The following is a 23794-nucleotide window of genomic DNA, read 5'->3' on the forward strand; positions in this document are numbered from 1 at the left end:
ACAGATCGGGTGCGGTGCGCTCAGTGCGCCAGCCTGGGCCGCACCCACAGCCAGGCGGTGATGCCAATGAACATCAGCGCCATGGAGGTGCAGGCCAAGAGCAAGGTGGAGTGCATCACCAGCGGGGCGATCACCCCGGCCACCAACGCATTGGCCACACTGCCCAAGCAGGCCTGCAATGAAGAGGCCATGCCACGCCGGTCAGGCGCCTGATCCAGCACCATCAGCGTCACCACGGGCACCATCATCGCCCAGCCAAAGGCAAACAGCGCGATCAGCGGGATGGCCCACCACGCCTGAAGCGGCAGCCACAAATTGGCCGCCACATTGGCCAGCGACACGGCCACCATGATCCGAAAGCCCCGCCGAATTTGCCGCTGCGGCGGCAGCTTGCCCGCCAGCCGGCCTGACACCCAGGCGCCGCCCATGATGCCGCTGATGGTCATCAAGAACAGCCAGAAAAACTGCTGCGGCGCCAAGTGCAAGTGCTCGCCCAAAAACACCGGCGCTGACAGCACATACAGAAATACGCCGTTAAACGGAATGCCGGAGGCAAAGGCCAGCGCCACAAACGTGGGGTTGGAGATCATCTCCCGGTAGCCCCGCATCAGCGGCTTGACGCCAAAGGGCTGCACCTGGTCCGCATGCAAGGTCTCGGGCAGCAGGCGCCAGATGGCCAGCCACAGGCTCACGCCAATGAAGGCTAAGAACCAGAAGATCGAGTGCCAGTCAGCATAGACAAACAAAAAGCCGCCAATCATCGGCGCGATGGCCGGCGCAATGCCAAAAAAGATGGTGACCTGCGACATCACCTTTTGCGCCTCGTCTGGCGGATACATGTCGCGGATGATGGCGCGCGACACCACCATGCCCGCCCCGGCCGACATGCCCTGCAGCGCCCGAAACGCCACCAGCCAGCCAATGCTGTTGGACAACGCACAGCCCACCGAGGCCAGCGTGAACATGGCCACCCCGGCCAAGACCACGGGCTTGCGGCCAAAGCTGTCGGCCAGCGCCCCGTGAAAGAGGTTCATCGCCGCAAAGCCCAGCAGATAAGCCGACAGCGTCTGCTGCATCTCCACCGGTGTGGCGCCAATCGACGCCGCGATGCCCGTGAAGGCGGGCAAATACGTGTCAATGGAAAACGGCCCCAACATGCCCAAGGTGGCCAAGAGGGCAGCGAGAGCCCAGCGCGGGTGGCGCCAGAGGGTAGAAGCTTGTGGGTTCATGCGGCTGGCAAAAAGCCAGTGTAGTGGCTAGCAGGGGTCCCGGCGGTCACACAGGAGACGCCGCAACGCCCGAAAAGAAAAGTGTGGAGCAAGCCGATAGGCCGGATTCTGTGCACAGCAGGCTTCTTGCGAAGCCTGCCGCGTGACCGCCATTCCTCTGGGCTGGGGTGTTACCACCCCTGCTCAATGCCACCTACCCGCCAGCTCAGCGAGCCGCTTCAATGCTGGCCTATTTGGTGTTGCTGCGCGTAGAGATTGCCGCGTTTCACCCGGACTTAACCGGCTCGTCTCTGTGGCTCTGATCCGCACCTTACGGTGGACGGGCGTTACCCGCTACGCTGCTCTGTGCAGTCCGGACCTTCCTCCCATGCGGCCTTTCGGCACTTGCACAGGCGGCGGTCTGGCCTGCTCCACGGGGGCGATTGTCCCATGCCACACGCTATCGCCGTGTCGCTTATGCGTTTTGGGCAGAAGCTCATGGGCGACAAGCGCTGGGGCTTACGGCATCATCAGCGCCTCTTGTCGTTTTGCATCGAGACCTTGCCCATGAAAGCCTCCAACGTTCTCGCCACCATTGGCAACACCCCGCACATCCGCATCAACCGCTTGTTTGGCGACGCAGCTCAGGTGTGGGTCAAGTCGGAGCGGGGCAACCCCGGCGGCTCCATCAAAGACCGCATTGCGCTGGCCATGGTGGAGGCGGCCGAGGCCAGTGGGCAGCTCAAACCTGGCGGCACCATCATCGAGCCGACCTCGGGCAACACGGGCGTGGGCCTGGCCTTGGTGGCGGCTGTTAAGGGCTACAAGCTGGTGTTGGTGATGCCCGACAGCATGAGCATCGAGCGCCGCCGACTGATGCTGGCCTATGGCGCCAGCTTTGAGCTGACCCCGCGCGAGAAGGGCATGAAGGGCGCGATTGCCAAGGCCGAAGAGCTGGCCGCAGCCACGCCCGGGGCTTGGATCCCGCAGCAGTTTGAGAACCCCGCCAACATTGACGTGCATGTGCGCACCACCGCGCAAGAGATCCTGGCTGACTTTCCCGAAGGCCTGGACGCCATCATCACCGGCGTGGGCACGGGCGGCCACCTCTCGGGTGTGGCCCAGGTGCTCAAGGCCCAATGGCCGGGGCTCAAAGTGTTTGCGGTGGAGCCCAGTGCCTCGCCCGTCATCTCGGGCGGCCAGCCCAGCCCGCACCCCATCCAGGGCATTGGCGCCGGCTTTGTGCCCAAGAACTTGAAGACCGAATTGCTGGACGGCGTGATCCAAGTCGAGGCCGAGGCCGCGCGTGAGTACGCCCGCCGCAGCGCCCGCGAAGAGGGCTTGCTGGTGGGCATCTCCAGCGGCGCCACCTTGGCCGCCATTGCCCAAAAGCTGCCCGAACTGCCCGCAGGCAGCCGCGTGCTGGGCTTTAACTACGACACGGGCGAGCGTTATCTGTCGGTAGACGGCTTTTTGCCAACGGCCTGAACACGCCTGCATCTGCATAAAACGCAGCGTCTTGCGCGCCGCCCGGCCACCACCCTGGCAGGCCCATCACCGGTAGTGGGCAAAAGGGCTTTTGGGCCCAGTCCTGGGCGCTCAAGGCCAGCGGGTCGGCCAGCAGCACATGGGCCGTCAGGCCTTTGCGCGGGCTGGTGCACAGGCTGTCCAGCAGGGCATGGCCCACCAGGGTAAAGCGGGCTTCGCGCCAGAGCGCGCGGTGGGTCAAAAACAGGTCTTGCCAGCGCCGCTCACGCAATGCAGCCAGCAGCGGGGCGGGGCCTAGCAGCACCGCACCGTTTTCGTCAAACAAGGTCAGCGCGTCGCGCAGTGGGCCGCGTGTAGTCTTTGGCGCGCTTTGGCTGGCGATGGCGTCGGCCTGCAAGCGGTTGAGCCGCAGCTTCCAGGCGGGCTGGTGCAGCCACAGCAAGCCGTTGAAGAAGTCATGCCGGTTGTCCCGCGTGGGCAGTTGGCCCGTGCGGCGAATAAAGGCTTCATAAGCCTCGCCGTCGGGCAGGCTGGCCTGGGGCACGCAATGGGGCAGGCCGCTGGGCGCTGGCAGTGCGTCAGGCCCGGTCTGGGCGGCTTGCCCGGCTAATGCGTCGTTCAGGGCTTGCGCGACGGGCTGGCCCTGGCCCCAAGCCTGAGCCACCGGCGCACCTCGCGCGGCCAGTGGCGCGAGCCATGGGCTCTGCCAATCGAGCGCGCTCAGGCTTGCAGTTGCCACGCCAGGGTTTCGCCGCCGCGCAAGGGCTTGAGGCTGGCGTCACCAAAGGGGATGCTCTCAGGCAGTGTCCAGGGCTGGCGCAGCAGGGTCACGGTGCCGGTGTTGACGGGCAAGCCATAGAAGGCCGGGCCATGCAGGCTGGCAAAGCCTTCGAGCTTGTCCAGCGCGCCTGCGGCCTCAAAGGCCTCGGCATACAGCTCCAGGGCCGAGAGCGCCGTGAAGCAGCCCGCGCCGCAGACCGAAGCCTCCTTCATCACCGACGCATGCGGGGCGCTGTCGGTGCCCAAGAAGAAGCGGTCTGAGCCGCTGGTGGCGGCGGCCACCAAAGCCTGGCGGTGCACCTCGCGCTTGAGCACGGGCAGGCAGTAGTAATGCGGCCGCAAGCCGCCCATGAAGATGGCATTGCGGTTGTAGAGCAGGTGGTGCGCCGTCAGCGTGGCGGCGGTGTGGGCACCGGCTTCGGCTACATACTGCGCCGCCTCTTTGGTGGTGATGTGCTCGAACACCACCTTCAGCTCCGGGAAGTCGCGCCGCAGCGGGATCATCACTTGGTCGATGAACACCGCCTCGCGGTCGAACAGGTCGATGGCCGGGTCGGTCACCTCGCCATGCACCAGCAGCAGCACGCCTTCGCGCTGCATGGCCTCCAGCGTCTTATAGGTCTTGCGGATGTCCGTCACGCCCGCATCACTGTTGGTGGTGGCCCCGGCCGGGTAGAGCTTGAGCGCCACCACGCCCGCCGCCTTGGCCCGGGCGATCTCTTCGGGCGGCGTGTTGTCCGTCAGGTACAGCGTCATCAGCGGCTCAAAGCCCAAGCCTGCGGGCAAAGCGGCCAAGATGCGCGCCTTGTAGTCCATGGCCTGGGCCGTGGTCGTCACCGGCGGGCGCAAATTGGGCATCACGATGGCGCGGCCAAACTGGCGCGCGGTGCCAGGCAGCACGGCCGCCAAAGCGGCGCCGTCACGCAGATGCAAATGCCAGTCGTCGGGGCGGGTGAAGGTGAGGGAGGTGGGGGCAGTCATGGCCGGTATTGTCCCGCATCAGGCCCGGCCAACCCAGTCGCCCTGTGCCTCAAGCGGATAGCGGCTCCATGCCCGTGGGCCCGCCAAAACAGGGCTCGCCTTCGGGTAGCGTGGCCCATGCGGCTTTGTCCGACGCAAAGTAGTGGCCCTTGGCATTGGGCACGCACTCAGGCGGAAGGATGCCCGCCGGAAGGCCCAGCACCTGCGGCATGCGGGCATCCGCCGTGAAGACATGCGTGCCGCACTGGCCGCAAAAGTGGCGCGTCACATGGGCGGTGGCGAAAAAGCGGCGCAGGGCTGGGCGTTCCTGGATCGCCACAGCGGCCTTGGGCACGGACACCCAAGTCGTCCACGCCGCACTGCTCAGGCGCCGGCATTGGCCGCAGTGGCAGTGAATAGGTGGGCGCAGCGGTAGGGGGACGGTGAGCGAGGCAGCGCCGCAGAAGCAGGATGCCTGCGCAGACTCAGAGTGCGCGTTGAAAGAAGTAGGCATAGGGCGCAATGGCGGGGTCCCAAGCGGCGGTTGGTTCAAACCCAAGCTGGCGATAAAACTGGTGCGAGGTCGTCAGCGCCTTGTTGGAGCTGAGGCAGAGGGTGTGGCCGCCTTGCTCGCGCGCGAACGAAGTGCATGCGGACATGATGCGCTGTGCAATACCCAGGCGGCGGTGGCTCGGTGCGACATAGAGGCGCTGAAACTCATGCCGTCCATCAACCATTCTCAGCACGCCACCGCAGCCCACCACGTCGTCGGCATCTCGTGCCACCAGGAACAGACCGAGAGGCGCACGGTAAGTGGTGGGCGAGAGGCCTTCCAGTACACGCTCATCATTCATGTACTCCCGAACCAAGGGGTCGGGATGGTGGCCAAAGTGTTCGCTCCACACGCAGCGTATCAATGCCTTGGCACCGGCCTGTGTCTGCGGTGTCAGCGGCTCAATGGTGAGTGTCGTCATGCCAGCTCAATCATTACTCACCCCCGCCGCCACATGCCCCGCTGGCACATGGGGCGCGGCGCTGTCACAGTGGCCGGTCTGGTCGTCGAAGAAGAAGTCGGGCTCGAACTCGCGCAGGAACTCGCCCTTGGGCAGGCCGCCCAGGAACAGCGCCTGGTCCACTTCCACCTCCCAGCCCATCAGGGTGCGGATGGCGCGTTCGTGCGCGGGGGCGCTGCGCGCCGTGACCAGGGCGGTGCGCAGGCGCATGCCGCTGGTGGCGTCGCCCCGCAGGCGGTGCAGGGCGTCCAGCAGCGGCTTGAAGGGGCCGGGGGGCAGAGGTGTCAGCGCCCGATGGCTTTCATGCTGTTGGAAGGCCTGCAGGCCGCTGGCCTGGAAGACCCGTTCGGCCTCGTCCGAGAACAGCACGGCGTCGCCGTCAAAGGCGATGCGCACTTCTTGCGGGTGGGCCTCAGACGCGCGCGCCGAGTGGGGATAGACCCGTGCGGCGGGCACACCGGCGGCCAAGGCCTCGCGCACATCGGGCTCGTTGGTGGAGAGGAATAAATGCGCTTTGAGGGGCCGCAAATAGCGCCAGGGCGCCTCACCGCGCGTAAACACGCCGCGCTCAATCGGCAAGCCATAGTGCTGGGCCGAACGAAACACCCGCAAGCCCGAGGCTGGGTCGTTGCGCGAGAGGATCACCACCTCCACCTGTGGCGTCTCGGCATTGAAGGCCAGCAGCTTGCGCACCAGCGAGAAGGCCACGCCGGGCTTGGCAGGCACCTCTAGGCGGTCGAGTTGCAGCCGCATGTAGGCGCGGTCGTCACCCGCCTCAAAGACGCGGTTCTCTTCTTCAAAGTCAAACAGGGCGCGCGAGGAAAGCGCGACCACCAGGCGGTGTTCCAGGGAGGCGGGCATGGCGGCGATGATAGCCGCCACGCCTCAGTGGCTGACCCCTCAGTGCACAAACCCCATCTGCCGCTTGCGCGCATGCACCACCGGCAGGTCGGACACCTGAATCTGCTCGCGTCCGGCCAAGCGGGCGTTGCCGAAGGCGGTCATCCAGGCGCGGCGCATCTCGCGCGGGGCCATGGCGGCCAGGGTGTCCAGCACGTCGGCGGTGGGTTGCTCGTCAAAGCGCTTGCCCCAGTCGTGTTCGCTGCGGATGCTGTCATAGAGCCGCTGGGCAATGCTGCGGGCGGCTTCGAAGCTGGGCATCTCGACCTCGAACACATTCATGCGGTTCAAGATAGGCTCGGGGATGCCGCGCGCGTCATTGGCCGTGGCCACCCAGATCACTTGGGAGGCGTCCACCGCGACCTCGGCAAACTCGTCCACAAAAGCTTTGGCCGTGTCGTGCTCCAGCAGGCTGTAGAGCGAGCCCAGAGGGTCATAGGCTTGCTCGGCGCGGGCCTTGTCGATCTCGTCGACCACCATCACCGGGTTGGCATAGTCGCCATCCACCAGGGTTTCAAACACTTTGCCGGGCTTGGCACCCTTCCATTGGCTGGAGGCACCAGAGAGCAACCAGCCGGCGGTGAGTGAGCTCATGGACATAAAGCCCATGCCGGTGCCCAGCAGCTCGGAGAGCTCGCGGGCGAAATGGGTTTTGCCAATGCCAGGTGGGCCCAGCAGCAGCATGGGCGTGATCTCCAGCGCGTCGCCGCTGCCATCGCACAGGGCCAGTTGGCGCTTGACGTCGTCGAGCACCTCGTGGAAGTTGGGCAGCTCGGCGTAGAGATGCTCCATGGCCGGCAAACCCGAGGGCTTGACCTGAAAGCGCTGGGCACCTTTGTCGAGCATGCGCTCGTAGACGGCGCGCAAGCCGTCGTGCTCCTGCGAGGGCAACTTGGCCATCTTGCGCGCCACGTCTTCTTCACGGTAGACGTTGCGCATGCGGGCCACCGGCAGCGCGGGCGCGCCGCTGAGGGTGAGGGCGTTTGAGGTGGACATCAAGACCTCCATCCAGAACATCAAGGCCTACGCTGAACTTTAGCGGCCTCCGTTCTATTCCAGCAAAAACACCGACACCCAAACTGTGGAATTAGGGGGAGAAGCGCCAGCATCTGCAAGATCGCACACCGCGCGTCGCGCCGTGGCATCAAGGCGAAACAGAGGCCTTCTACACTCCCACCCCAATTGAGGAGCACAACGATGACAAAAGCAGCGCGCTGGGTGTGGCTGGTGGGGGGAATGTTGGGTGCGGCCTTGCCGCTGACGGCGCTGGCCGCCAAAGTCACAACGATGACGCCCCAGGGTGAAACGCCGGTGGTCAAGCAGATTCGCTGGCGTTTTGACACCGATGTGGTGCCTCAAGGTGACCCGCGTCTGCCGGCTCCCGCCGTGCTGCGCTGTGAGGGCAAGCTGGTGGAGGGCAACTCCCGCTGGCTGGCGGGCAAAGAGTGGGTGTTGGACCTGCCCCAGCCCTTGGCCGCCGGCCAGCGCTGCGAGGTGGCCTTGGCCCCCGGCTGGACGCCCAGCCTGAGTGGCGCAACGGCCCCAACGGCCGTCACACACAGCTTCAGCACCAGTGGCCCGTCGGTGGCCAACACCTGGCCCTCGCCCTGGGCGCGCATCGAGGAAGAGCAACACTTCTTGGTGCAGCTCACCGGCCCCGTTCAGCCCGCGAGCTTGGCCAAGAACGCCTGGTGCGAAGTGGATGGCTTGGGCGAGCGCCTGAGCGTCAAGAGCATGAGCGGGGCGCCGCGCGATGAGTTGATCAAGCGCTATCGCTTGCAAGGGCAGGCTGACCGCGTGCTGCTCTTGGCCTGTCAGCGCCCATTTGCGGCTGAGGCCAAGGTGCGCCTGGTCTGGGGCGCTGGCATTGTGGGCACCCAAGGCACGGTGGCCACCAAAACCGTCCAGCGCTTTGAATGGACGGTGCGCGAGCGCTTTGAGGCCGAGTTCTCTTGCGAGCGCGAGCGGGCCCAAGCGCCTTGCATGCCACTGCGCCCCTTGCGGGTGCGCTTCAGCAGCCCGGTGCCGCGTGACTTGGCGGCCAAGCTGAGCGTGGAGGTGCAAGGGGGCTCAGCGCTCAAGGCCCAGCTGGACAAAGATGGCGACGCCGAGACCGTCACCGAAGTGAGCTTTGCTGCACCGCTGCCGGTGAATGCCAAACTCAAGGTTGTGATGCCCAGCGGGCTGAAGGACCAGTCCGGCCGCCCCTTGGCCAACGCCGCGAGCTTTCCGCTGGACACGGGCACTGGCGCCATGCCCCCGCTGGCCAAGTTTGCTGCAGCGCCCTTTGGCATTTTGGAGTCTGACCAAAAGGGCGGCGAGATCGCGATGCTGCCGGTGACGGTGCGCCATGTGCAGTCCGACTTGAGTGGGCTGACGGGCTCGGGCCAGGTGCGTATCAAGCGCATTGACGCTGCGGCGTCAGACTTTGAAATCCTGCGCTGGCTGGGCCGGGTCAACCGCTTTCACGAAAGCACCATCACCGCCAAAGAGGCGGGTTGGCCGGCCGACCAATGGACGGTGATGGAGACCGTCACCGACGGCCAAGGCCGCGAGAAGAAAGTGCGCCGCGAGCGCGACATTGGCACCCGCGAAGCCAGCCTGCTGCTCAGCGAGCCGGGGGTGCAAACGGCCAAGCTGCCGATGCTGGACGGCAAGCCGGATCAAGTCAGGCCATTCGAAGTGCTGGGCATCCCGCTGCCCCAGCCGGGCTATCACCTGGTGGAGGTGGAGTCGCGCCTGCTGGGCAAGGCCTTGCTGGCCAACCCGGCACCGATGTTTGTGCGCACCGGTGCGCTGGTCACCAACCTGGGTGTGCACTTCAAGCGAGGGCGCGAGAACTCCCTGGTCTGGGTCACCACGCTGGACCGCGCCAAGCCGGTGGCCGGTGCGGCGGTGGCCGTCAGCGACTGCCGAGGCAAAGAAGTGTGGTCTGGCAAGACAGACGACAAGGGCCTGGCCCGCATTCCGCGCGGTTTTGATAACGACCAGCATGAGCAATGCTTGGTGCGCCAGGCTTGGTTTGTTAGCGCGCGTGCGCCGGACGCTGCCGGCCGGCCCGACATGGCCTTCACCTTCAGCGACTGGATGGGTGGCATCGACCCCTGGCGCTTCAATCAGCCCTTGGCCTCGGGCGCCACGCCCGACACCGTGGCCCATACCGTGATGGACCGCAGCCTGTTCCGTGTCGGCGAGACGGTGCATATGAAGCACTACCTGCGCCAGCAGACCGCGCGCGGCCTGAAGCTGCCCCCAGCCGTGGGCGCGCCCACCAAGGTGATCCTGACCCACGCTGGCAGCGGCGAAGAAACCGAGCTGCCGTTGAGCTGGCCTGCCGGCAAAGGCCATGCTGCGGGGCAGTGGGCCATTCCGGCCACGGCCAAGCTGGGGGTCTATGACGTGGCCCTGGCCTCTGGCCATGAGCGTTGGTCATCGGGGCAGTTCCGCATCGAGGCCTTCCGCCTGCCGGTCATTGATGCGCGCTTGAGCGGGCCCAAGGCTGCACAGGTGGCGGTCAGCGAGACCGCGCTGGAGCTGCAGCTCAATGTCTTTGCCGGCGGCGTGATGGCCCAGGCTCGCACCACGGTGTCTGCTTTGTTGAAAGACCGCAGCCCCAGCTTTGCGGGCTATGGCGACTTCAGCTTTGACTTGCCCCGTGCCGGCCGTGTCGGCGAGGAGATGGATGATGACAGCGGCGAGACACCCGAGCATGACGACGGTTCACGCATTCTGCTGGCCCATCAAGCACTGAGCACCGATGCGAACGGTGCGGCACGAGTGCAGATCAAGAACCTGCCCAAGACCGAGCGCCCGGCCGAACTGCTGACCGAGGTCAGCTTCAACGACCCGAACGGTGAGGTGCAAACCGTGCGCCAGACCGTGGCCCTGTGGCCCAGCAGTGTGGTGGTGGGTTTGCGCTCGCGCAGTTGGGTCACCAAAGGCGGCTCCACCGCGCTGCAAGCCGTGGCTCTGGGCACCGATGGCAAGCCCCTGGCGGGCCAGGCTGTGCAAGTGCGGGCCAAGCTGATGAAGATGGTCTCCACGCGCAAGCGCTTGGTGGGCGGCTTCTATGCCTACGAGCACCACGAGAACAGCAAAGACCTCGGCGTGGTCTGCGAGGCCAAGACCGATGAGAAGGGCTTGGCCGCGTGTGATGCCGACCTGGGCCAAGAGCCCGGTGAGATCCAGCTCGTGGTCGAAGCCAAGGACGAGGCCAAGCGTGTGGCCAAGGCTGGTTTGTCCATTTGGCTGACGGGCCAGGGCGACAACTGGTTTGCCCAAGACAACGACGACCGCATCGACGTGTTGGCCGAGCAGGCGGAACTGCAGCCGGGCCAAACCGCCCGCCTGCAAGTGCGCATGCCCCACCGCGAGGCCACGGCGCTCGTCTCCATCGAGCGCGAAGGCATTTTGGACACCCGCATCGTTCAATTGCGCGGCGACAAGCCCATCATTGAGCTGCCTATTCCTAAAGCGGCGGGCGAGCAGAGCTGGGCGCCGAATGTCTATGTCAGTGTGATGGTGCTGCGCGGCCGGGTCCGTGATGTGCCCTGGTATTCCTTCTTCACCTGGGGCTGGCAGTCGCCCAGTGAGTGGTGGCAGGCTTGGCGCCATGAAGGCGTGGACTACCAAGCGCCGACGGCCATGGTGGACCTCTCCAAGCCCAGCTTCAAGCTGGGCGTTGCGGCGCTGCGCATCGGCTTGGCCGAGCATGAGCTGAACGTCAGCGTGACGGCCGACAAGGCCAGCTACGCGGTGCGCGACAAAGCCAAGGTCACGGTGCGAGTCACGCGCGGTGGCCAGCCCGCAGCAGGCGCCAGCGTGGCCTTTGCAGCGGTGGACGAGAGCCTGCTGGCGCTCAAAGCCAATGACTCTTGGAATTTGCTGGACGCCATGATGCAGCCGCGCGGCTGGGGGGTGGAGACCTCCACCGCGCAAGGCGAGATCATTGGGCGGCGCCACTATGGCAAGAAGGCCGTGCCGGCGGGCGGTGGCGGCGGGCGCAACCCGACGCGCGAGCTCTTCGACACCCTGCTGCTGTGGCGGGCCGACGTGAGCTTGGACGCCAACGGCCAAGCGCAGTTGGAAGTCCCCCTCAATGATTCGCTCACCAAGTTCCGTTTGGTCGCGGTGGCCGACGCGGCGGTCAAGCGCGGCGGCGAAACCCTGCACGATGTGTTTGGCACCGGCCACACCACCATCAGCGTCAGCCAAGACCTGCAGATGCTGGCGGGCCTGCCTTTGGTGGGGCGTGAAGGGGACCAGTTCGATGCCGGCTTCACCCTGCGCAACACCACGGCCAAGGCCATGACGGTTGAAGCCACGCTGCGCGGCGAGGTGAGTGGCGGCGAGCCGCTGGCCCTGCCCGCCAAGACGGTGAGCTTGGCTGCTGGAGCGGCTGTGGAAGTGACGTGGCCGGTGACCCTGCCCACGGTTGCGCAAGGGCCCGCCAGCGTGCGCTGGGTGGGCAGTGCCCGCGACAGCCAAGGCTCAGCCAAAGACCAACTGGCGGTGACCCAAACCCTGTTGCCCGCGGTGCCCTTGCGCATCTGGTCGGCCAGCATCCAGCAGGTGCAAGCGGCCGCACCCACCAGTGTGGCCGTGGCCGCACCAGCCGATGCGCTGGGGGTGAGCGATCAGCCCAATCCGCCCAAGCGCGGCGGTGTGCAAGCCAGCCTGCAGCCCACATTGGCGGGCGCCATGCCCGGCGTGCGCCGCTTCTTTGAGCAGTACCCCTACACCTGCTTAGAGCAGCGCAGCTCACGCGCGGTGGGCTTGGCGGACAAAGCCGCCTGGACGGCGGTGATGGCCGACCTGCCCGGCTACTTGGACATCGACGGCCTGGCCCACTACTACCCGCCCAGCAGCAGCGATGCATCGGGCGGCAGTGACCGCCTGACGGCCTATCTGCTGGCGCTGTCCGACGAGAGCGCCTGGCCCCTGCCTGACGCCGCACGCCACCGCATGTTGGACGGCCTGCAGGCCTTTGTGGAGGGCCGGCTGGAGCGCCGCTTCAACACGCCCAAGGCCGATCTGGATGTGCGCAAGCTGGCTGCGCTGGAGGCGCTGTCGCGCCACGGCCGGGCTCAGGCCAAACACCTGGGGTCTTTGCAGATCAACCCGGCCCAGTGGCCTACGGCGGCGCTGATCGATTGGGCCTTGGTGCTGCGCCGCGTGGGCACCATCCCGGAACGCGCTCGCCTCTTGCAAGAAGCCAGCAACCTGCTGCGCAGCCGCTTGGACGTCAGCGGCATGTCTCTGCGCTTCACCACCGAAGGCAGCGACTACTGGTGGTGGCTCATGGACAGCCCAGACAGCAATGCCAACCGCTTGGTGCTGGCCTTTGCCGACCAGCCAGACTGGCAGGCGGACATGCCGCGCTTGGTGCTGGGGGCGCTGGGCCGCCAGCAGCGCGGGGCCTGGCTGACTACCACCGCCAATGCCTGGGGCACGCTGGCCATGCGCCGCTTCAGCAGCCTCTATGAACGCAGCCCCGTGACGGGCAGCACCGTGCTGACGCTGGGCCCCAGCAGCAAGACGGTGGACTGGGCCGCCGAGCCCAAGGGCAGCACCCAACTGCTGCCCTGGCCGGCCACCAGCTCTGCGGCTCTGCAGGCGCAGCAGCAAGGCACGGGCAAGCCGTGGCTCACCGTGCAGACGCTGGCCGCCGTGCCCCTCAAAGCCCCGCTGGAGGCCGGCTACAGCCTGCAGCGCAGCGTGGAAGTGGTCAACCAAAAGACCCCTGGGCAATGGAGCAAGGGCGATGTGATGCGCGTGCGCCTGACGATCAACGCCCGCGCCGACATGGCCTGGGCCGCACTGAGCGACCCCATCCCCACCGGCGCCACCGCGCTGGGCAGTGGTCTGGGCGGCGACAGCCAGATCGCGACGCAAGGCGAAGGCAAAAAGGCGGAAGGCTGGACGCCCACCTATGTGGAGCGCGGCGCCGACGCTTGGCGCGGCGTCTGGCAATGGCTGCCGCAAGGCCAGCATGTGGTGGAGTACACCGTGCGCCTGAACCAAAGTGGCAGCTTCAACCTGCCGCCCACCCGCATCGAGGGCATGTATGCGCCCGACAGCTTTGCCGAGCGGCCCAACCCTGTTTTCAAGGTGGCCCCGTAAGGCGGCCTCCACACACTCAACCCATCAAGGAGTGAATCTCTCATGTTCAAACGAATTGCCTCCGAGGCCCTGGGCCTGAGCGACATCGGCGTCATCGTCGAGCCCAAAGACTTCGGCAGCGTCGATGCCGACGACTACCTCTTTCATGAGGACGGTGAAAAGATCTTCTTCCTCATCAAGTCCAAGAAAGATGAATACTGCTTCACCAACTTGGCGCTGATCCATGTGGATGGCGATTCAGCCGTGTCTTCCAAGCGCTCCATCAAGCGCTACGACTACGCCACCGAGCAGATCGAGCACGTGACGCTGGAGACCGCCGGCACCATCGACATGGACGTGGAGTTGAAGTTCAGCATCGGTGGCGAAGTCTTCAGCATCGATGTGCGCAAGACCTTCATCGAGCAACTCAAAGACATCTACAAAGCCCTGATCAGCATTGGCAAGCGCCAGCGCGCCGATGCCCTCTGCCGTGACAACGCGCCCTTGGCGCTGGAGGCCGTGGCTTCGCTGTACAAGATCAACCAAGTGGCCAGCCCGGAGGCGGTGTCCGCCCAGTTCCTGGACGTGTTGAAAACGCTGAACACAGCGGTGCTTGTCAGCTACACCAAGCGCGACTTTGGTGACGTGTTCGTCAAGTACATCCACGCTTGAACCCATGTTCCTGGGGCGGCCTGTCCTGAGCGCGCCTGCGGCATGGCGCCGTGGCCTGCTGGCTGTGCTCCTGGGCGCGGCCTTGCTGCCGGCCGTGCAGGCGGGGGTGCCCAGTTTCCACGCCGTGCGCCAAGCCTGGCGGCCCTCCGACCTGCCGGTGCTGGACCGCCACGGCGTGGTGCTGCAAACCGTGCGGGTGGATGGCAGCGCACGTCGCTTGGGGTGGGTGCCGCTGACCGAGGTGTCGCCCGCGCTGATGGCGGCCCTGGTGCATGGCGAAGACAAGCGCTTTTGGCAGCACAGCGGGGTTGATTGGACGGGCCTGGCCCGTAGTGCCTGGCAAAACACTCTGAACCAGCGCACCCAAGGCGGCTCGACGCTGACCATGCAGTTGGCGGGCTTGTTGGATGCGGACCTGGCACGGCCTGCGGGTGGGCGCTCGGTGCTGGGCAAGGTCTCGCAGATGTCGGCGGCGCGCGATCTTGAGGCGCGCTGGCGCAAGAGCGAGATCTTGGAGGCGTATCTCAACCTGGTGCCGATGCGTGGCGAGATGGTGGGCGTGGCCGCGGCCTCGCAAACGCTGTTTGGCAAGCACCCCAGCGGTTTGGATGCGCAAGAGGGGGCGATTTTGGCGGCCCTGGTTCGCGCACCTAACGCCAATGCTGAGCGAGTCTCTGCGCGGGCTTGTGGCCTGCTGCGTTCCCTGGCGGGCCAGGCGGAACAGCCCGCCGCCCAAGCCTTGCAAGACCCGCGTTGCCAGGGCTTGCCGCTGTTGGCGGCCAATGCCTTTGCGCGTCCGGGTGTTAAGCCACTGGGTGAGCAGGTCGCGCCGCACGCGGCCCGCTGGCTGTGGGCGCAAACCGTGGCGCAGCAGCGGGCCAAGCCCGGCGGCCAAAGCACGGTGGCCTCAGAGGACCAAGCCTTGGCCGACACGACAGTGGGCGCTTTGGCCCAGGCCTGGCCGGCGCAGATTTCCAGCACCTTGGACGCGCGCATTCAGCGCTTGGCGCTGCGGGCGCTGCGCGACCAATTGGGAGAATTGCAGCAGCGCCAGGTCACCGACGGTGCGGTGGTGGTGCTGGACAACGCCACGGGTGAAGTGCGCGCCTGGGTGGGCTCCCCGGGCTTGCTGAGCCAAGCGCCGCTGAGCGGCAGCGGGGCCGCCAAGTTGGCCGCCGGTGCACCGGACGTGGACGCGGCCTTGGCACGCCGCCAACCAGGCTCCACCCTCAAACCCTTTGTCTATGGCCTGGCGCTGGAGCGGCGGCTCATCACCCCGGCCAGTTTGCTGCACGACGCCCCCACTCAGTTGGCAGCGGGGGCGGGGCTCTATCTGCCGCAGAACTACAACCACCGTTATCGTGGTTGGGTGCCGGTGCGCGAGGCCTTGGCCAGCAGCCTCAACATCCCGGCGGTGCAGGTGGGCGCAATGGTGGGGCCCGATGCCTTGTTCGACAAGCTCAATGCCGCAGGCCTCAAGATCAGTCACAGCGGTGGCTTTCATGGCTATGCGCTGGCGCTGGGCAGCGCCGAAGTCAGCCTGATGGACTTGAGCAATGCCTACCGCAGCTTGGCGCAGCAGGGCCGTTGGTCGCCGTGGACGGCGCAGGCCGCTGCGACCCCAAAGACCCGGGTGCCAGTGCCCGCGCCCCAAGCCGTCTTCAGCCCCGAGGTGGCCTTCATGCTGGGGGACATGCTGGCCGACAACGCCGCCCGCGCGCCAACCTTTGGCCTCGACAGCCCCTTGGTTACGCGGGGCTTTGCGGCGGTGAAGACCGGCACCAGCAAAGACATGCGCGACAACTGGTGCATCGGCTTTACCAGCCACTACACCGTGGGCGTGTGGGTGGGCAATGCACGGGGCACGCCCATGCAGCGGGTCAGTGGCACGACGGGCGCGGCCCCCATTTGGCATGCGCTGGTGCAGCGCTTGCACGAGGGCCAGCCGTCGATGCCGCCTGCGCCGCCCGGCGGCTTGGTCCAAGTGGCGGTGCAACAGCCCGGCCAAGCGCTGCGCAGCGAGTGGTTCCTACCGGGCTCAGAGCCTGAGGGGGTGGCGGCCCTGAGCAGCCAGGCCGCTGCGCGCAGCGGCGCCGCCGCACCGCGCTTCGGCATCAAGAGCCCGGTGGGCGGCAGCATCTATGCGCTGGACCCGGACATGCCCCCGGAGGTGCAGCGCATCGTCTTGGACGGCGAGCCCGGTGAGTGGTGGCTCAATGGGCAACGTCTGGGCCGCACCACGGCTGCCCAGCCCACGCTGGCGTGGGCGCCGTGGCCAGGGCGGCATCACTTGGCGTTGCGCGCGGCCGATGGGCGGGAGATTCAAAGCCTCAGGTTTGAGGTGCGCGGTGCGACGCTCAAACCGGGCGCGAAGATAGCCAAGAAGGCCTAAGGCTGCGGGGCCACAAAAAAGCCCGCGCTTCGGGCGGAAGCGCGGGCTGTGTGCCTCTCAAGCGTCGAAGCGCTGAATCACTTCGAGGGCTCAGTAAGCGTAGCTCACACCGACGGTGAAGGAGGTGGGGTCCAGCTTGGCATCCAGGGTTTGGCCGGTGGACAAGGTGGTGCGTGTGCTCAGCTTGGTCTTGAGCACCGCAGCATCCACCGACCACTTGCTGTTGATCGCCACGCTGACGCCCAGCTGCACCGTGGCGGCCCACTTGGACTCCACGCTCAGGGTCGTCGGGGTGGTCGGCGTGCCGCCGGTCAAGGCGCTCAAGGCGGCGGTGCTACGCGCCTTGTAGAACTTGGCGTAGGTCGGGCCAAAGCCGATGTAAGGGCGCACCATGCTGCGGGCATCGCCAAAGCGATATTGCATCAGCAAGGTCATGGGCAAGGCCTTGACCTCGCCAATTTTGCCCACGCCCGCAATGGCGCCGTCGCCCACGATCTCGTGGGTAAAGCCCAGGGCCAGGGGGATGTCCACGGAGACGTTGTCGCTCCACATCCAGGTCACGCCGCCCGTGGGCTGCACATCAGACTTGATGTCGGCCTTGGTGCCCGCAAAGGCCGGGGCGCTGAGGTCACCGCTGGTGACGTCGGGGCTGATTTGTGTCGCGCCAATGCGGGCCATCAACGTGCCCGCGTACTGGGCCTGTGCGGCCGTGGCAGACAGCAGAGCGGCCGCAGCCACAACGGAAAGCTTGAGTCGTGTTCCCATGAATGAAACTCCTTCGGTTGGGCTTCAGAGCCAGCCGGCTTGGGCCAGCGTGCGGGAGATGAGTTGGGCCAAGAGTTGATGGCCGTAAGGGGTCGGATGGAAGCCGTCCGAGAAGGCGTAGGTCTTGTACCAGTCAGGGTTGTTGCTTGACCCTGCAGGCGGCTTAGCGGCCAGAGAAGCGTCGGTGCAGGTCAAGAAGTCGTAGGTCGGCAGGCCATCGGTGCCCACTCCCGTGGCGGGGCAAGCCGGAGTCTTCACGTTGGTCAGCGCGAACTGGGCTGGGGTCGCGATCTGGTTATTGAACTCGGTGTAGAAATCCACCACGGCCACACGTGTGTCACCTGCAAACTTGCTGGCGAGGCGGGCATTGAAGGCGGACACCCAGCCTTTGAACAAGGTTTCGCTGGAGGCACGCGCGGCGGCGCCAGCCGCGGCGGCATCTGCGTCTGTGGCTCCACCGGCCTTGGCTGCAGCGGTGGTGGCCGCGGCGACGCTGTCCAGCACCAACTGGAAGCGCGGCGTGTTGGTGATGCCCGGCATGTTCAACAGGGCGACGCGCTGTGCACCTTTGTCGAGTGCACCCGTTTTGATCAAGTTATAGAAGTTGTCGGCCAAAGCGGTCATGTAGGTCGTCCCCGCACTTGCCAGGCCTGCAGAGCCACCTGCCACGGCTGCCGCAACCTGTTCCGGGGTCAACACCGTGCCCAGCACCGTGGTGTAGGCCACACCACCGTCTTTGCCGGCGGCCAGATAGGCCCCGACCAAGGTTGCTGCGTCATTGCCCCCGCCGTCGATCAGCAACAGGTCATTGGCGCCGAAATTGCCAGCAGCCGTGGCTGTGGCCATTTGCACGGGCAGGCCGCGAGGATCCGCCGTGCTCAGGCCCGAGCCAACGGGGTTGATCACGCCGCCGCCAACGGCATAGTTGGTGCAGCCCGGAGTTGTGTTGGGCACAAAGGTGGTGCCCGTGAATTTGAAGAAGCTGCAACCCTTGCTCAGCCCATAGGTCTGGGCCACGCGCTCAGGGTAGGTGTCATTGCCCTGGATGGTGAATTTGATGCCAAACGTGCCCACGTCGGCCAGGCTGTCGCCCATGACCTTGAGGCTGCTGACGGGCGCGCGGGGGGTGGTGTCGGCACCGCCGCCACCGCAGGCCGAGAGGATGGCAGCCAGCGCCAAGGTGGCCAGCGCGATGTGTCCGGGTCGGTTCAGGATCATGGGAGCTCCTAGAAGGCATGGGCGCGCCAAATAGCACGACCGTTCGATTAAACAGCCATCACTGTAGGTGCAAAGCACCCTTGCCGTCGCATGGACAAACCCTGATGTAGAGGCAACTCTCCAACACCACCGAGGCGGCGTCTTGACGACGCCGCGCTATCGGCTTACTTGACCCAGGTGTTGAGTTGAATAATGGGCAAAAGCACGGCCAGCACGATCAGCATCACGACCACGCCCATCACCACGATCAGCAGCGGCTCCAAGATGGTGGCCACCGCCAAGGCGCGGCGCTGCACTTCACCACCGAGCTGGCGGGCCGCACGGTCGAGCATGACGGGCAATTGCCCCGTTTGTTCGCCCAGGCGGGCGAACATGGCCAAAAGGCCCGGAAAGCGCTTCTTGGCGGCCAGGGCGGAGGCCAAGGGGGCACCTTCGCGCACCTGCACCAAGGCGTCCATCGCGTCGGCCCGCATGGCGCGGTTGGACAGCGTCTCGGCTGCCGCCTGCAGCGCTTTCAAAATCGGCACACCGGCACTGGCCAACATGGCCAAGGTGCCGGCAAAGCGAGCGGCGTTGTAGCCCCGCGCTAAACGGCCAATCAGGGGCAGGGTCAACATGCCGGCATCAAAGCGCTGGCGGAAGGCCTCGCGTTTGAGCGCCACGCTCAAGCCCACGCTGCCCAGGGTGAGCATCACCAGCACCAGCCAGCCATAGCTGCGCACAAACGCGCTCAACGCCAGCATCGCCACTGTCAGGCCGGGCAGGGCACGTTTGCCGTTGCTGAATACGCTGGCCACCTGTGGCACGACATAGGTGACCAAGAACGTGACGATGACGATGGCGATCAAGGAGACGATGGCCGGATAAAGCATGGCGCCCATCAGCTTGGCCTTCAGGGCTTGGCGCTCTTCCAAGTCGTCGGCCAGGCGCTCCAACACGGCGCCCAGGGCGCCGCTTTGCTCGCCCGCCGCCACCACCGCGCGGTAGACATCGTCAAACTCTTTGGGCGCTGTGGCCAGCGCGCGCGCAAACGGGCTGCCGGCATTGACCTCGCTTTTGAGGTGCGCCACCAGCTCGCGCTGGCGCGGCTCCTCCGCCTCGTCAGCCAGCGCGGTCAGGGCACGCTCCAGCGGCAGGCCTGAGCCCACCAAACCGGCCAACTGCCGCGTCCACACCGTCAGGCCCGAGGCGGAAAAGGCCCGGCGCTTGAACTGCATCTGCCCACTGCTGGCGTCGGCCTGGGCCACGGGGGTGACTTCCAGGGGCACCAGCCCCAAGGCCCGCACTTGGGCGCGCGCGGCCTTGGCATGGTCGGCATCCACCAAGCCAGTCTTGGACTTGCCTGCAGCGTCTAGCGCGTCGTATTTGAAGGCGGGCATGGCAGCTTAGCGCTTGGCGGCGCGTTGCTGCGCTGCCCAGTAAGTGAACTCATCTTCGTGGACCTCGATGTCCAACTCGGCCACCCGCGCCTGCAGGCGCTCTTGGGCGTCGGCCACCCCTTGGTTGTAGATGGCGGGGCCAATCTCCTGCAAGAAAAAACCCAGCAAGCCGCCTGCGGCGACATTGCCGATGGGCTCGTCCATGTGCGCTTCAAAGTAGCGCTGGATCGATTCGATGGCCTGTTGCCGGGCCTGCTTGTGAAGCTCGATGGCCATACATCACTCGCGGGTGACCCGCAGCACTTCTTCCAAGGAGGTGATGCCTTCGGCGACCAAGCGCTCGCCGTCAGCCCGCATCGAGCGCAAACCGCCCCGCTCGGCAGCGGCGACGATCTCGGCGTCACTGGCGCGGCTGTGAATGAGGTTCTGCACTTCCTCCGTCACCGTCATCAGCTCATAAACGCCGGTACGGCCTTTGTAGCCCGTATGGCTGCACTCGGGGCAGCCCACGGCATGCCAGCGCGGGCGGCCGTCCAGGTCTTCGCCCCGGCGCTTGCAGTGCTTGCAGAGCTTGCGCACCAAGCGCTGAGCCAGCACGCCCAGCAGCGAGCTGGAGAGCAAGAAGGGCTCCACACCCATGTCGATCAAGCGCGCGACGGTGGAGGGCGCGTCATTGGTGTGCACCGTGGCCAACACCAAGTGGCCGGTCAGCGAGGCCTGGATGGCGATCTGCGCGGTCTCGCCGTCGCGGATTTCGCCAACCATGATCACGTCCGGGTCCTGGCGCAAAAAGGCGCGCAGGGCCTTGGCAAAAGTCAGGTCGATCTTGGCATTGACCTGGGTTTGGCTGATGCCCGGCAGCTCATATTCCACCGGGTCTTCCACCGTCAGCACATTGGTGGTGGAGGTATCCAGGCGGCCCAGCGACGCATAAAGCGTGGTGGTCTTGCCCGAGCCCGTCGGGCCGGTGACCAACACAATGCCGTGCGGCTGCTGCACCAGGCGGTCAAAGGCCTTGAGCACCTCGCCGTCCATGCCTAAGCCTTCCAGGGTGAAGCGGGACTCGCTCTTATCGAGCAAGCGCAGCACCGCCCGCTCGCCGTGGGCCGAAGGCAGGGTGGAGACCCGCACATCGATGGCGCGGCCCCCGATGCGCAGCGAGATACGGCCGTCTTGAGGCAGGCGCTTTTCAGAGATGTCCAGCTCGGCCATGATCTTCAGGCGGCTGATCAGCGCGGCATGCAGGGCACGGTTGGGCTGCACCACTTCGCGCAGCGTGCCGTCCACCCGAAAGCGCACGCTGGAGCTGCGCTCATAGGGCTCGATGTGAATGTCGCTGGCGCCGTCTTTGGCGGCTTGGGTCAGCAGCGCATTGAGCATGCGGATGATGGGCGCATCGTCCGCCGCTTCCAGCAGGTCTTCGACGGCCGGCAGCTCTTGCATCATGCGTGAGAGATCGACCGCGCTCTCCACCTCGCCCACCACGGCGGCGGCACTGGCCTCACCGCCGGCATAGACGCGAGAGATGCGCTCGGTCAGCACCGCGCTGTCTTCGCTCTCAAAGCGGTCCACGGCATAGAGCCGCATGACCTCGCCCAGCGCGCTGCGCGGGGTGCTGTCGGTCAGGCGCAGCACCAGTTGCTGGCCGTCGTCTTCCAGCAGCAAGGTGTTGGCCTTGGCAAAGCCATAAGGCAAGGGGTGACGCGCTGCCATGGTCTCAGTTCGCTCCAGCGGGTGCGGGCGGCGTGACCTTGACCAGCGGGGTGGTGGTTTGGCCCGGCTGCAAGGCAGGCAACACGGGCGCCTCGTTGACCGGCACCAAGACGCTGGGCTCGGGCTGGCGGGCCTCTTGCATGGCGCGAATGGCGTCGTAGCGGTCGACGGTCAAGCGGTCGGCATCGGCCTGGTTGCGCAGCACCACCGGGCGCAGGAAGAGCAGTAGATTGCTCTTGACACGGTTGCGGGTTTCATTGCGGAAGAGATTGCCGATGATGGGAATGCTGCCCAGGCCCGGCACCTTGCCTTCGCTGTCGCCGTACTCGTCTTTGAGCAAACCGCCCAGCACCATGATCTGGCCGTTATCCACCACCACATTGGTTTCAATGGAGCTCTTGTCGGTGATTTGGCTGTTGGGCTGCAGCGAGGAGTTCTCTTGGAAGATGGTCATGCGCACCGTGCCGCCTTCGCCGATCTGGCTCTTGATGCGCAGGGTGATGCCCACGTCCTTGCGTTCAATCGTCTGGAAGGGGTTGACCGCGCCGTTGCCGGTGCCGGTGTTGGTGAAGGAGCCGGTGGTGAAGGGCACGTTTTGGCCGATCACGATCTTGGCTTCTTCGTTGTCCAGCGACACGAGGTTGGGCGTGGACAGGATGTTGGCGCCGGTATTGGTTTCCAGGAAGCGGGCCAAGGCGCCCAAGGTGTAGAAGTCGCCGATCTTCTTGAGCAAGCCGATGTTCAAACCTTGAGCTGGGCGATTGGCGCTGGAGAGCAAGGTGCCCACGCCGGTGCGGCCATTCGCGGCCACGGCCGAGAGGTCCAGAATATTGTTGCCCGAGTTGCCAAAGTTGGTGCCCAAGCCGGAGATGGTGCTGTCGCCCTTGTCGCCGAACAGGTTTTGCCACTGCACGCCAAACTCGGCCGCCTTGTTGGCATCCACCTTGACGATCAGCGACTCGACATAGACCTGAGCGCGGCGCGTGTCCAACTGCTCAATGACTTGGCGCAGTTGGCGATAGACCGGCTCCGGCGCCGAGATGATCAGTGAATTGGTGGATGGGTCGGCCTGGATTTGCCCCCCGGTCGACGGCCCAGCCGACGGCGTGACCGGGCTGGTGGCTGCGGCGCTGAGGCCGGTCGATTGGCCGGTGGTCGCACCTTGCGGCAGGCCGGTCTGCAGGCCTGGATTGGTGGCGCGGCTGGCCGCAGTGCCCAAGCCGCTGCTGCTGCTGGTGCCGCCGCTGCTCGCCCCTGCACCACCGCTCATGGCGGCGCGCAGCACTTCGGCCAGCTTCACGGCGTCTGCATTCTTGAGGTAGACCACCCAAATCTTGCCGGCGGGCCCGCCGCCTTCGGTGGGGCGGTCGAGCTTGTCAATCAGGGCCTTGATCTGGCCCATCTTGGCAGCATTGGCGGCCCGCACAATCAGCGAGTTGCTGCGCGACTCGATCAAGATCTGCGTGCCACCGGCGGCGCTGGGTGCGGCGCCGGGCACCACGATGCCACTGCCGCCTTCACTGAGGCGCTGCACCAGCGGGGCGATGTCGGCCGCGACCGCATGCTTGAGGGGCACCACCTCCACGTCCGAGACGGCGGGCTGATCCAGCGCAGCAATGATCTTGGCCATGCGCTGCAGGTTGTCCGCATAGTCGGTGATGATCAGCGTGCTGTTGCCGGCGTTGGCGTTGATGGTGTTGTTGGCGCTGATCAAGGGGCGCAGCACCGGCACCAAGTTGTTGGGGTTCTCGTGGTTGAGCCTGAAGATCTGCGTCAGGATTTGGTCGCCTCGCGCTTGCGGCTGGCCGATCTGCACCGTGCCCGCTTGCAGCTTGGCTTCGGCCTCGGGCACCACTTTCAGCAGGCCAGCGTTTTCCACCACCGTGAAGCCCAGGCCCCGCAGGGCGGCCAGGTATTGGCGCCAGGCTTCAGCGGGGGGCACCGCCTTGTCGCTGGTCAGGTTGATCTGGCCGCGCACACGCGGGTCGACCAAGACCTGGCGGTCCAGCATGGTGCCCATGGCGCGCGAGACCATCTCAATTTCTGCGTTGGCAAAGTTCAGCGTCACCGGGGCACGGGCACGCGTGGCGGGCAGGGGCATGTCCTCGGCGGCTTGCAGGGTGGGGCTGACCAGCGGGAGCGCCAGACTGAACGCCACAGCACGGGCCACAGCAGACGATGAGAAGCGAGAGATGGAAGTCATGA

Annotated in this window: 17 protein-coding genes and 1 other RNA gene; 4 read left to right on the top strand and 14 right to left on the bottom strand. The window is 65.9% G+C overall.

Translation table 11 applies throughout. The features are described 5' to 3' along the window. Window positions 1–20: 20 nt before the first annotated feature. Together KAK11_RS08550 and rnpB are read right to left on the bottom strand one after the other, a co-directional pair. Window positions 21–1229 (bottom strand): multidrug effflux MFS transporter, encoded by a 1209-nt coding sequence (locus tag KAK11_RS08550; protein ID WP_210808281.1) that lies wholly within the window; start codon window positions 1227–1229, stop codon window positions 21–23. An 81-nt stretch (window positions 1230–1310) separates the two neighbouring features. Beyond that, an RNA gene (gene rnpB / locus KAK11_RS08555) (RNase P RNA component class A) lies at window positions 1311–1641 on the bottom strand. A gap of 134 nt (window positions 1642–1775) precedes the next feature. Here rnpB and cysK point away from each other — a divergent pair. Then, window positions 1776–2696, top strand: a complete 921-nt coding sequence (cysK, locus tag KAK11_RS08560) for a cysteine synthase A (RefSeq protein ID WP_210808964.1) — start codon at window positions 1776–1778, stop codon at window positions 2694–2696. Here the strand turns inward: cysK and KAK11_RS08565 are convergent. The 6 genes from KAK11_RS08565 to KAK11_RS08590 are packed head-to-tail and all read right to left on the bottom strand — an operon-like array spanning window position 2638 to window position 7345. Beyond that, entirely contained in the window at window positions 2638–3435 is a 798-nt protein-coding gene (locus tag KAK11_RS08565; RefSeq protein ID WP_310737772.1) for a DUF3025 domain-containing protein, read from the bottom strand. The two genes, cysK and KAK11_RS08565, sit on opposite strands and share 59 nt — an antisense overlap. Then, window positions 3417–4457, bottom strand: coding sequence for a dihydroorotase (pyrC, locus tag KAK11_RS08570; RefSeq protein ID WP_210808283.1), 1041 nt, complete (start codon window positions 4455–4457; stop codon window positions 3417–3419). Before pyrC ends, KAK11_RS08565 begins: the two co-directional genes overlap by 19 nt. A 49-nt stretch (window positions 4458–4506) precedes the next feature. Next, a complete protein-coding gene (locus tag KAK11_RS08575) occupies window positions 4507–4950 on the bottom strand; it encodes a GFA family protein (RefSeq protein ID WP_210808285.1) in 444 nt (147 codons plus the stop codon). Further along, window positions 4922–5410, bottom strand: coding sequence for a GNAT family N-acetyltransferase (locus tag KAK11_RS08580; RefSeq protein WP_210808287.1), 489 nt, complete (start codon window positions 5408–5410; stop codon window positions 4922–4924). The genes KAK11_RS08575 and KAK11_RS08580 overlap by 29 nt, the downstream gene beginning before the upstream one ends. A 6-nt stretch (window positions 5411–5416) precedes the next feature. Further along, complete coding sequence (locus tag KAK11_RS08585) at window positions 5417–6310, bottom strand: 5'-nucleotidase (RefSeq protein ID WP_210808289.1); 894 nt, start codon at window positions 6308–6310, stop codon at window positions 5417–5419. Between the two features lie 39 nt (window positions 6311–6349). Next, window positions 6350–7345: an AAA family ATPase gene (locus KAK11_RS08590; protein WP_210808291.1), complete on the bottom strand. Its 996-nt coding sequence runs from the start codon at window positions 7343–7345 to the stop codon at window positions 6350–6352. 201 nt (window positions 7346–7546) lie between these two features. Between KAK11_RS08590 and KAK11_RS08595 the strand changes: the two genes are divergently transcribed. Genes KAK11_RS08595 through pbpC form a run of 3 tightly spaced genes read left to right on the top strand, consistent with a single transcriptional unit; the run spans window position 7547 to window position 16514 of the window. Then, entirely contained in the window at window positions 7547–13471 is a 5925-nt protein-coding gene (locus KAK11_RS08595) for an alpha-2-macroglobulin family protein (RefSeq protein WP_210808293.1), read from the top strand. Between the two features lie 42 nt (window positions 13472–13513). Beyond that, window positions 13514–14122 (top strand): PH domain-containing protein, encoded by a 609-nt coding sequence (locus tag KAK11_RS08600; RefSeq protein WP_210808295.1) that lies wholly within the window; start codon window positions 13514–13516, stop codon window positions 14120–14122. Window positions 14123–14126: 4 nt separating this feature from the next. After that, window positions 14127–16514, top strand: a complete 2388-nt coding sequence (gene pbpC, locus KAK11_RS08605; protein ID WP_210808297.1) for a penicillin-binding protein 1C — start codon at window positions 14127–14129, stop codon at window positions 16512–16514. 90 nt (window positions 16515–16604) lie between these two features. Here the strand turns inward: pbpC and KAK11_RS08610 are convergent, their stop codons facing one another. From KAK11_RS08610 to gspD, 6 genes are all read right to left on the bottom strand, one after another. Then, window positions 16605–17279, bottom strand: coding sequence for an OmpW/AlkL family protein (locus tag KAK11_RS08610; protein ID WP_210808299.1), 675 nt, complete (start codon window positions 17277–17279; stop codon window positions 16605–16607). Window positions 17280–17303: 24 nt separating this feature from the next. Continuing rightward, the gene (locus tag KAK11_RS08615) at window positions 17304–18497 is read right to left on the bottom strand and encodes an SGNH/GDSL hydrolase family protein (RefSeq protein ID WP_210808301.1); all 1194 of its coding nucleotides are present in this window, start codon (window positions 18495–18497) and stop codon (window positions 17304–17306) included. Between the two features lie 164 nt (window positions 18498–18661). Further along, window positions 18662–19876 carry a type II secretion system inner membrane protein GspF gene (gene gspF / locus KAK11_RS08620; protein WP_210808303.1) on the bottom strand — a complete coding sequence of 405 codons (1215 nt, stop codon included), beginning with the start codon at window positions 19874–19876 and terminating at the stop codon, window positions 18662–18664. A gap of 6 nt (window positions 19877–19882) precedes the next feature. Beyond that, entirely contained in the window at window positions 19883–20152 is a 270-nt protein-coding gene (locus KAK11_RS08625; protein ID WP_210808305.1) for a DUF2164 domain-containing protein, read from the bottom strand. Between the two features lie 3 nt (window positions 20153–20155). Further along, complete coding sequence (gene gspE, locus KAK11_RS08630; protein ID WP_210808307.1) at window positions 20156–21589, bottom strand: type II secretion system ATPase GspE; 1434 nt, start codon at window positions 21587–21589, stop codon at window positions 20156–20158. A 4-nt stretch (window positions 21590–21593) separates the two neighbouring features. Then, the gene (gene gspD, locus KAK11_RS08635; protein WP_210808309.1) at window positions 21594–23792 is read right to left on the bottom strand and encodes a type II secretion system secretin GspD; all 2199 of its coding nucleotides are present in this window, start codon (window positions 23790–23792) and stop codon (window positions 21594–21596) included. Between the last annotated feature and the right edge of the window lie 2 nt (window positions 23793–23794).

Origin of the sequence: Ideonella paludis, from assembly GCF_018069865.1 — a bacterium.
Taxonomy (GTDB): Bacteria; Pseudomonadota; Gammaproteobacteria; order Burkholderiales; family Burkholderiaceae_C; genus Ideonella; species Ideonella paludis.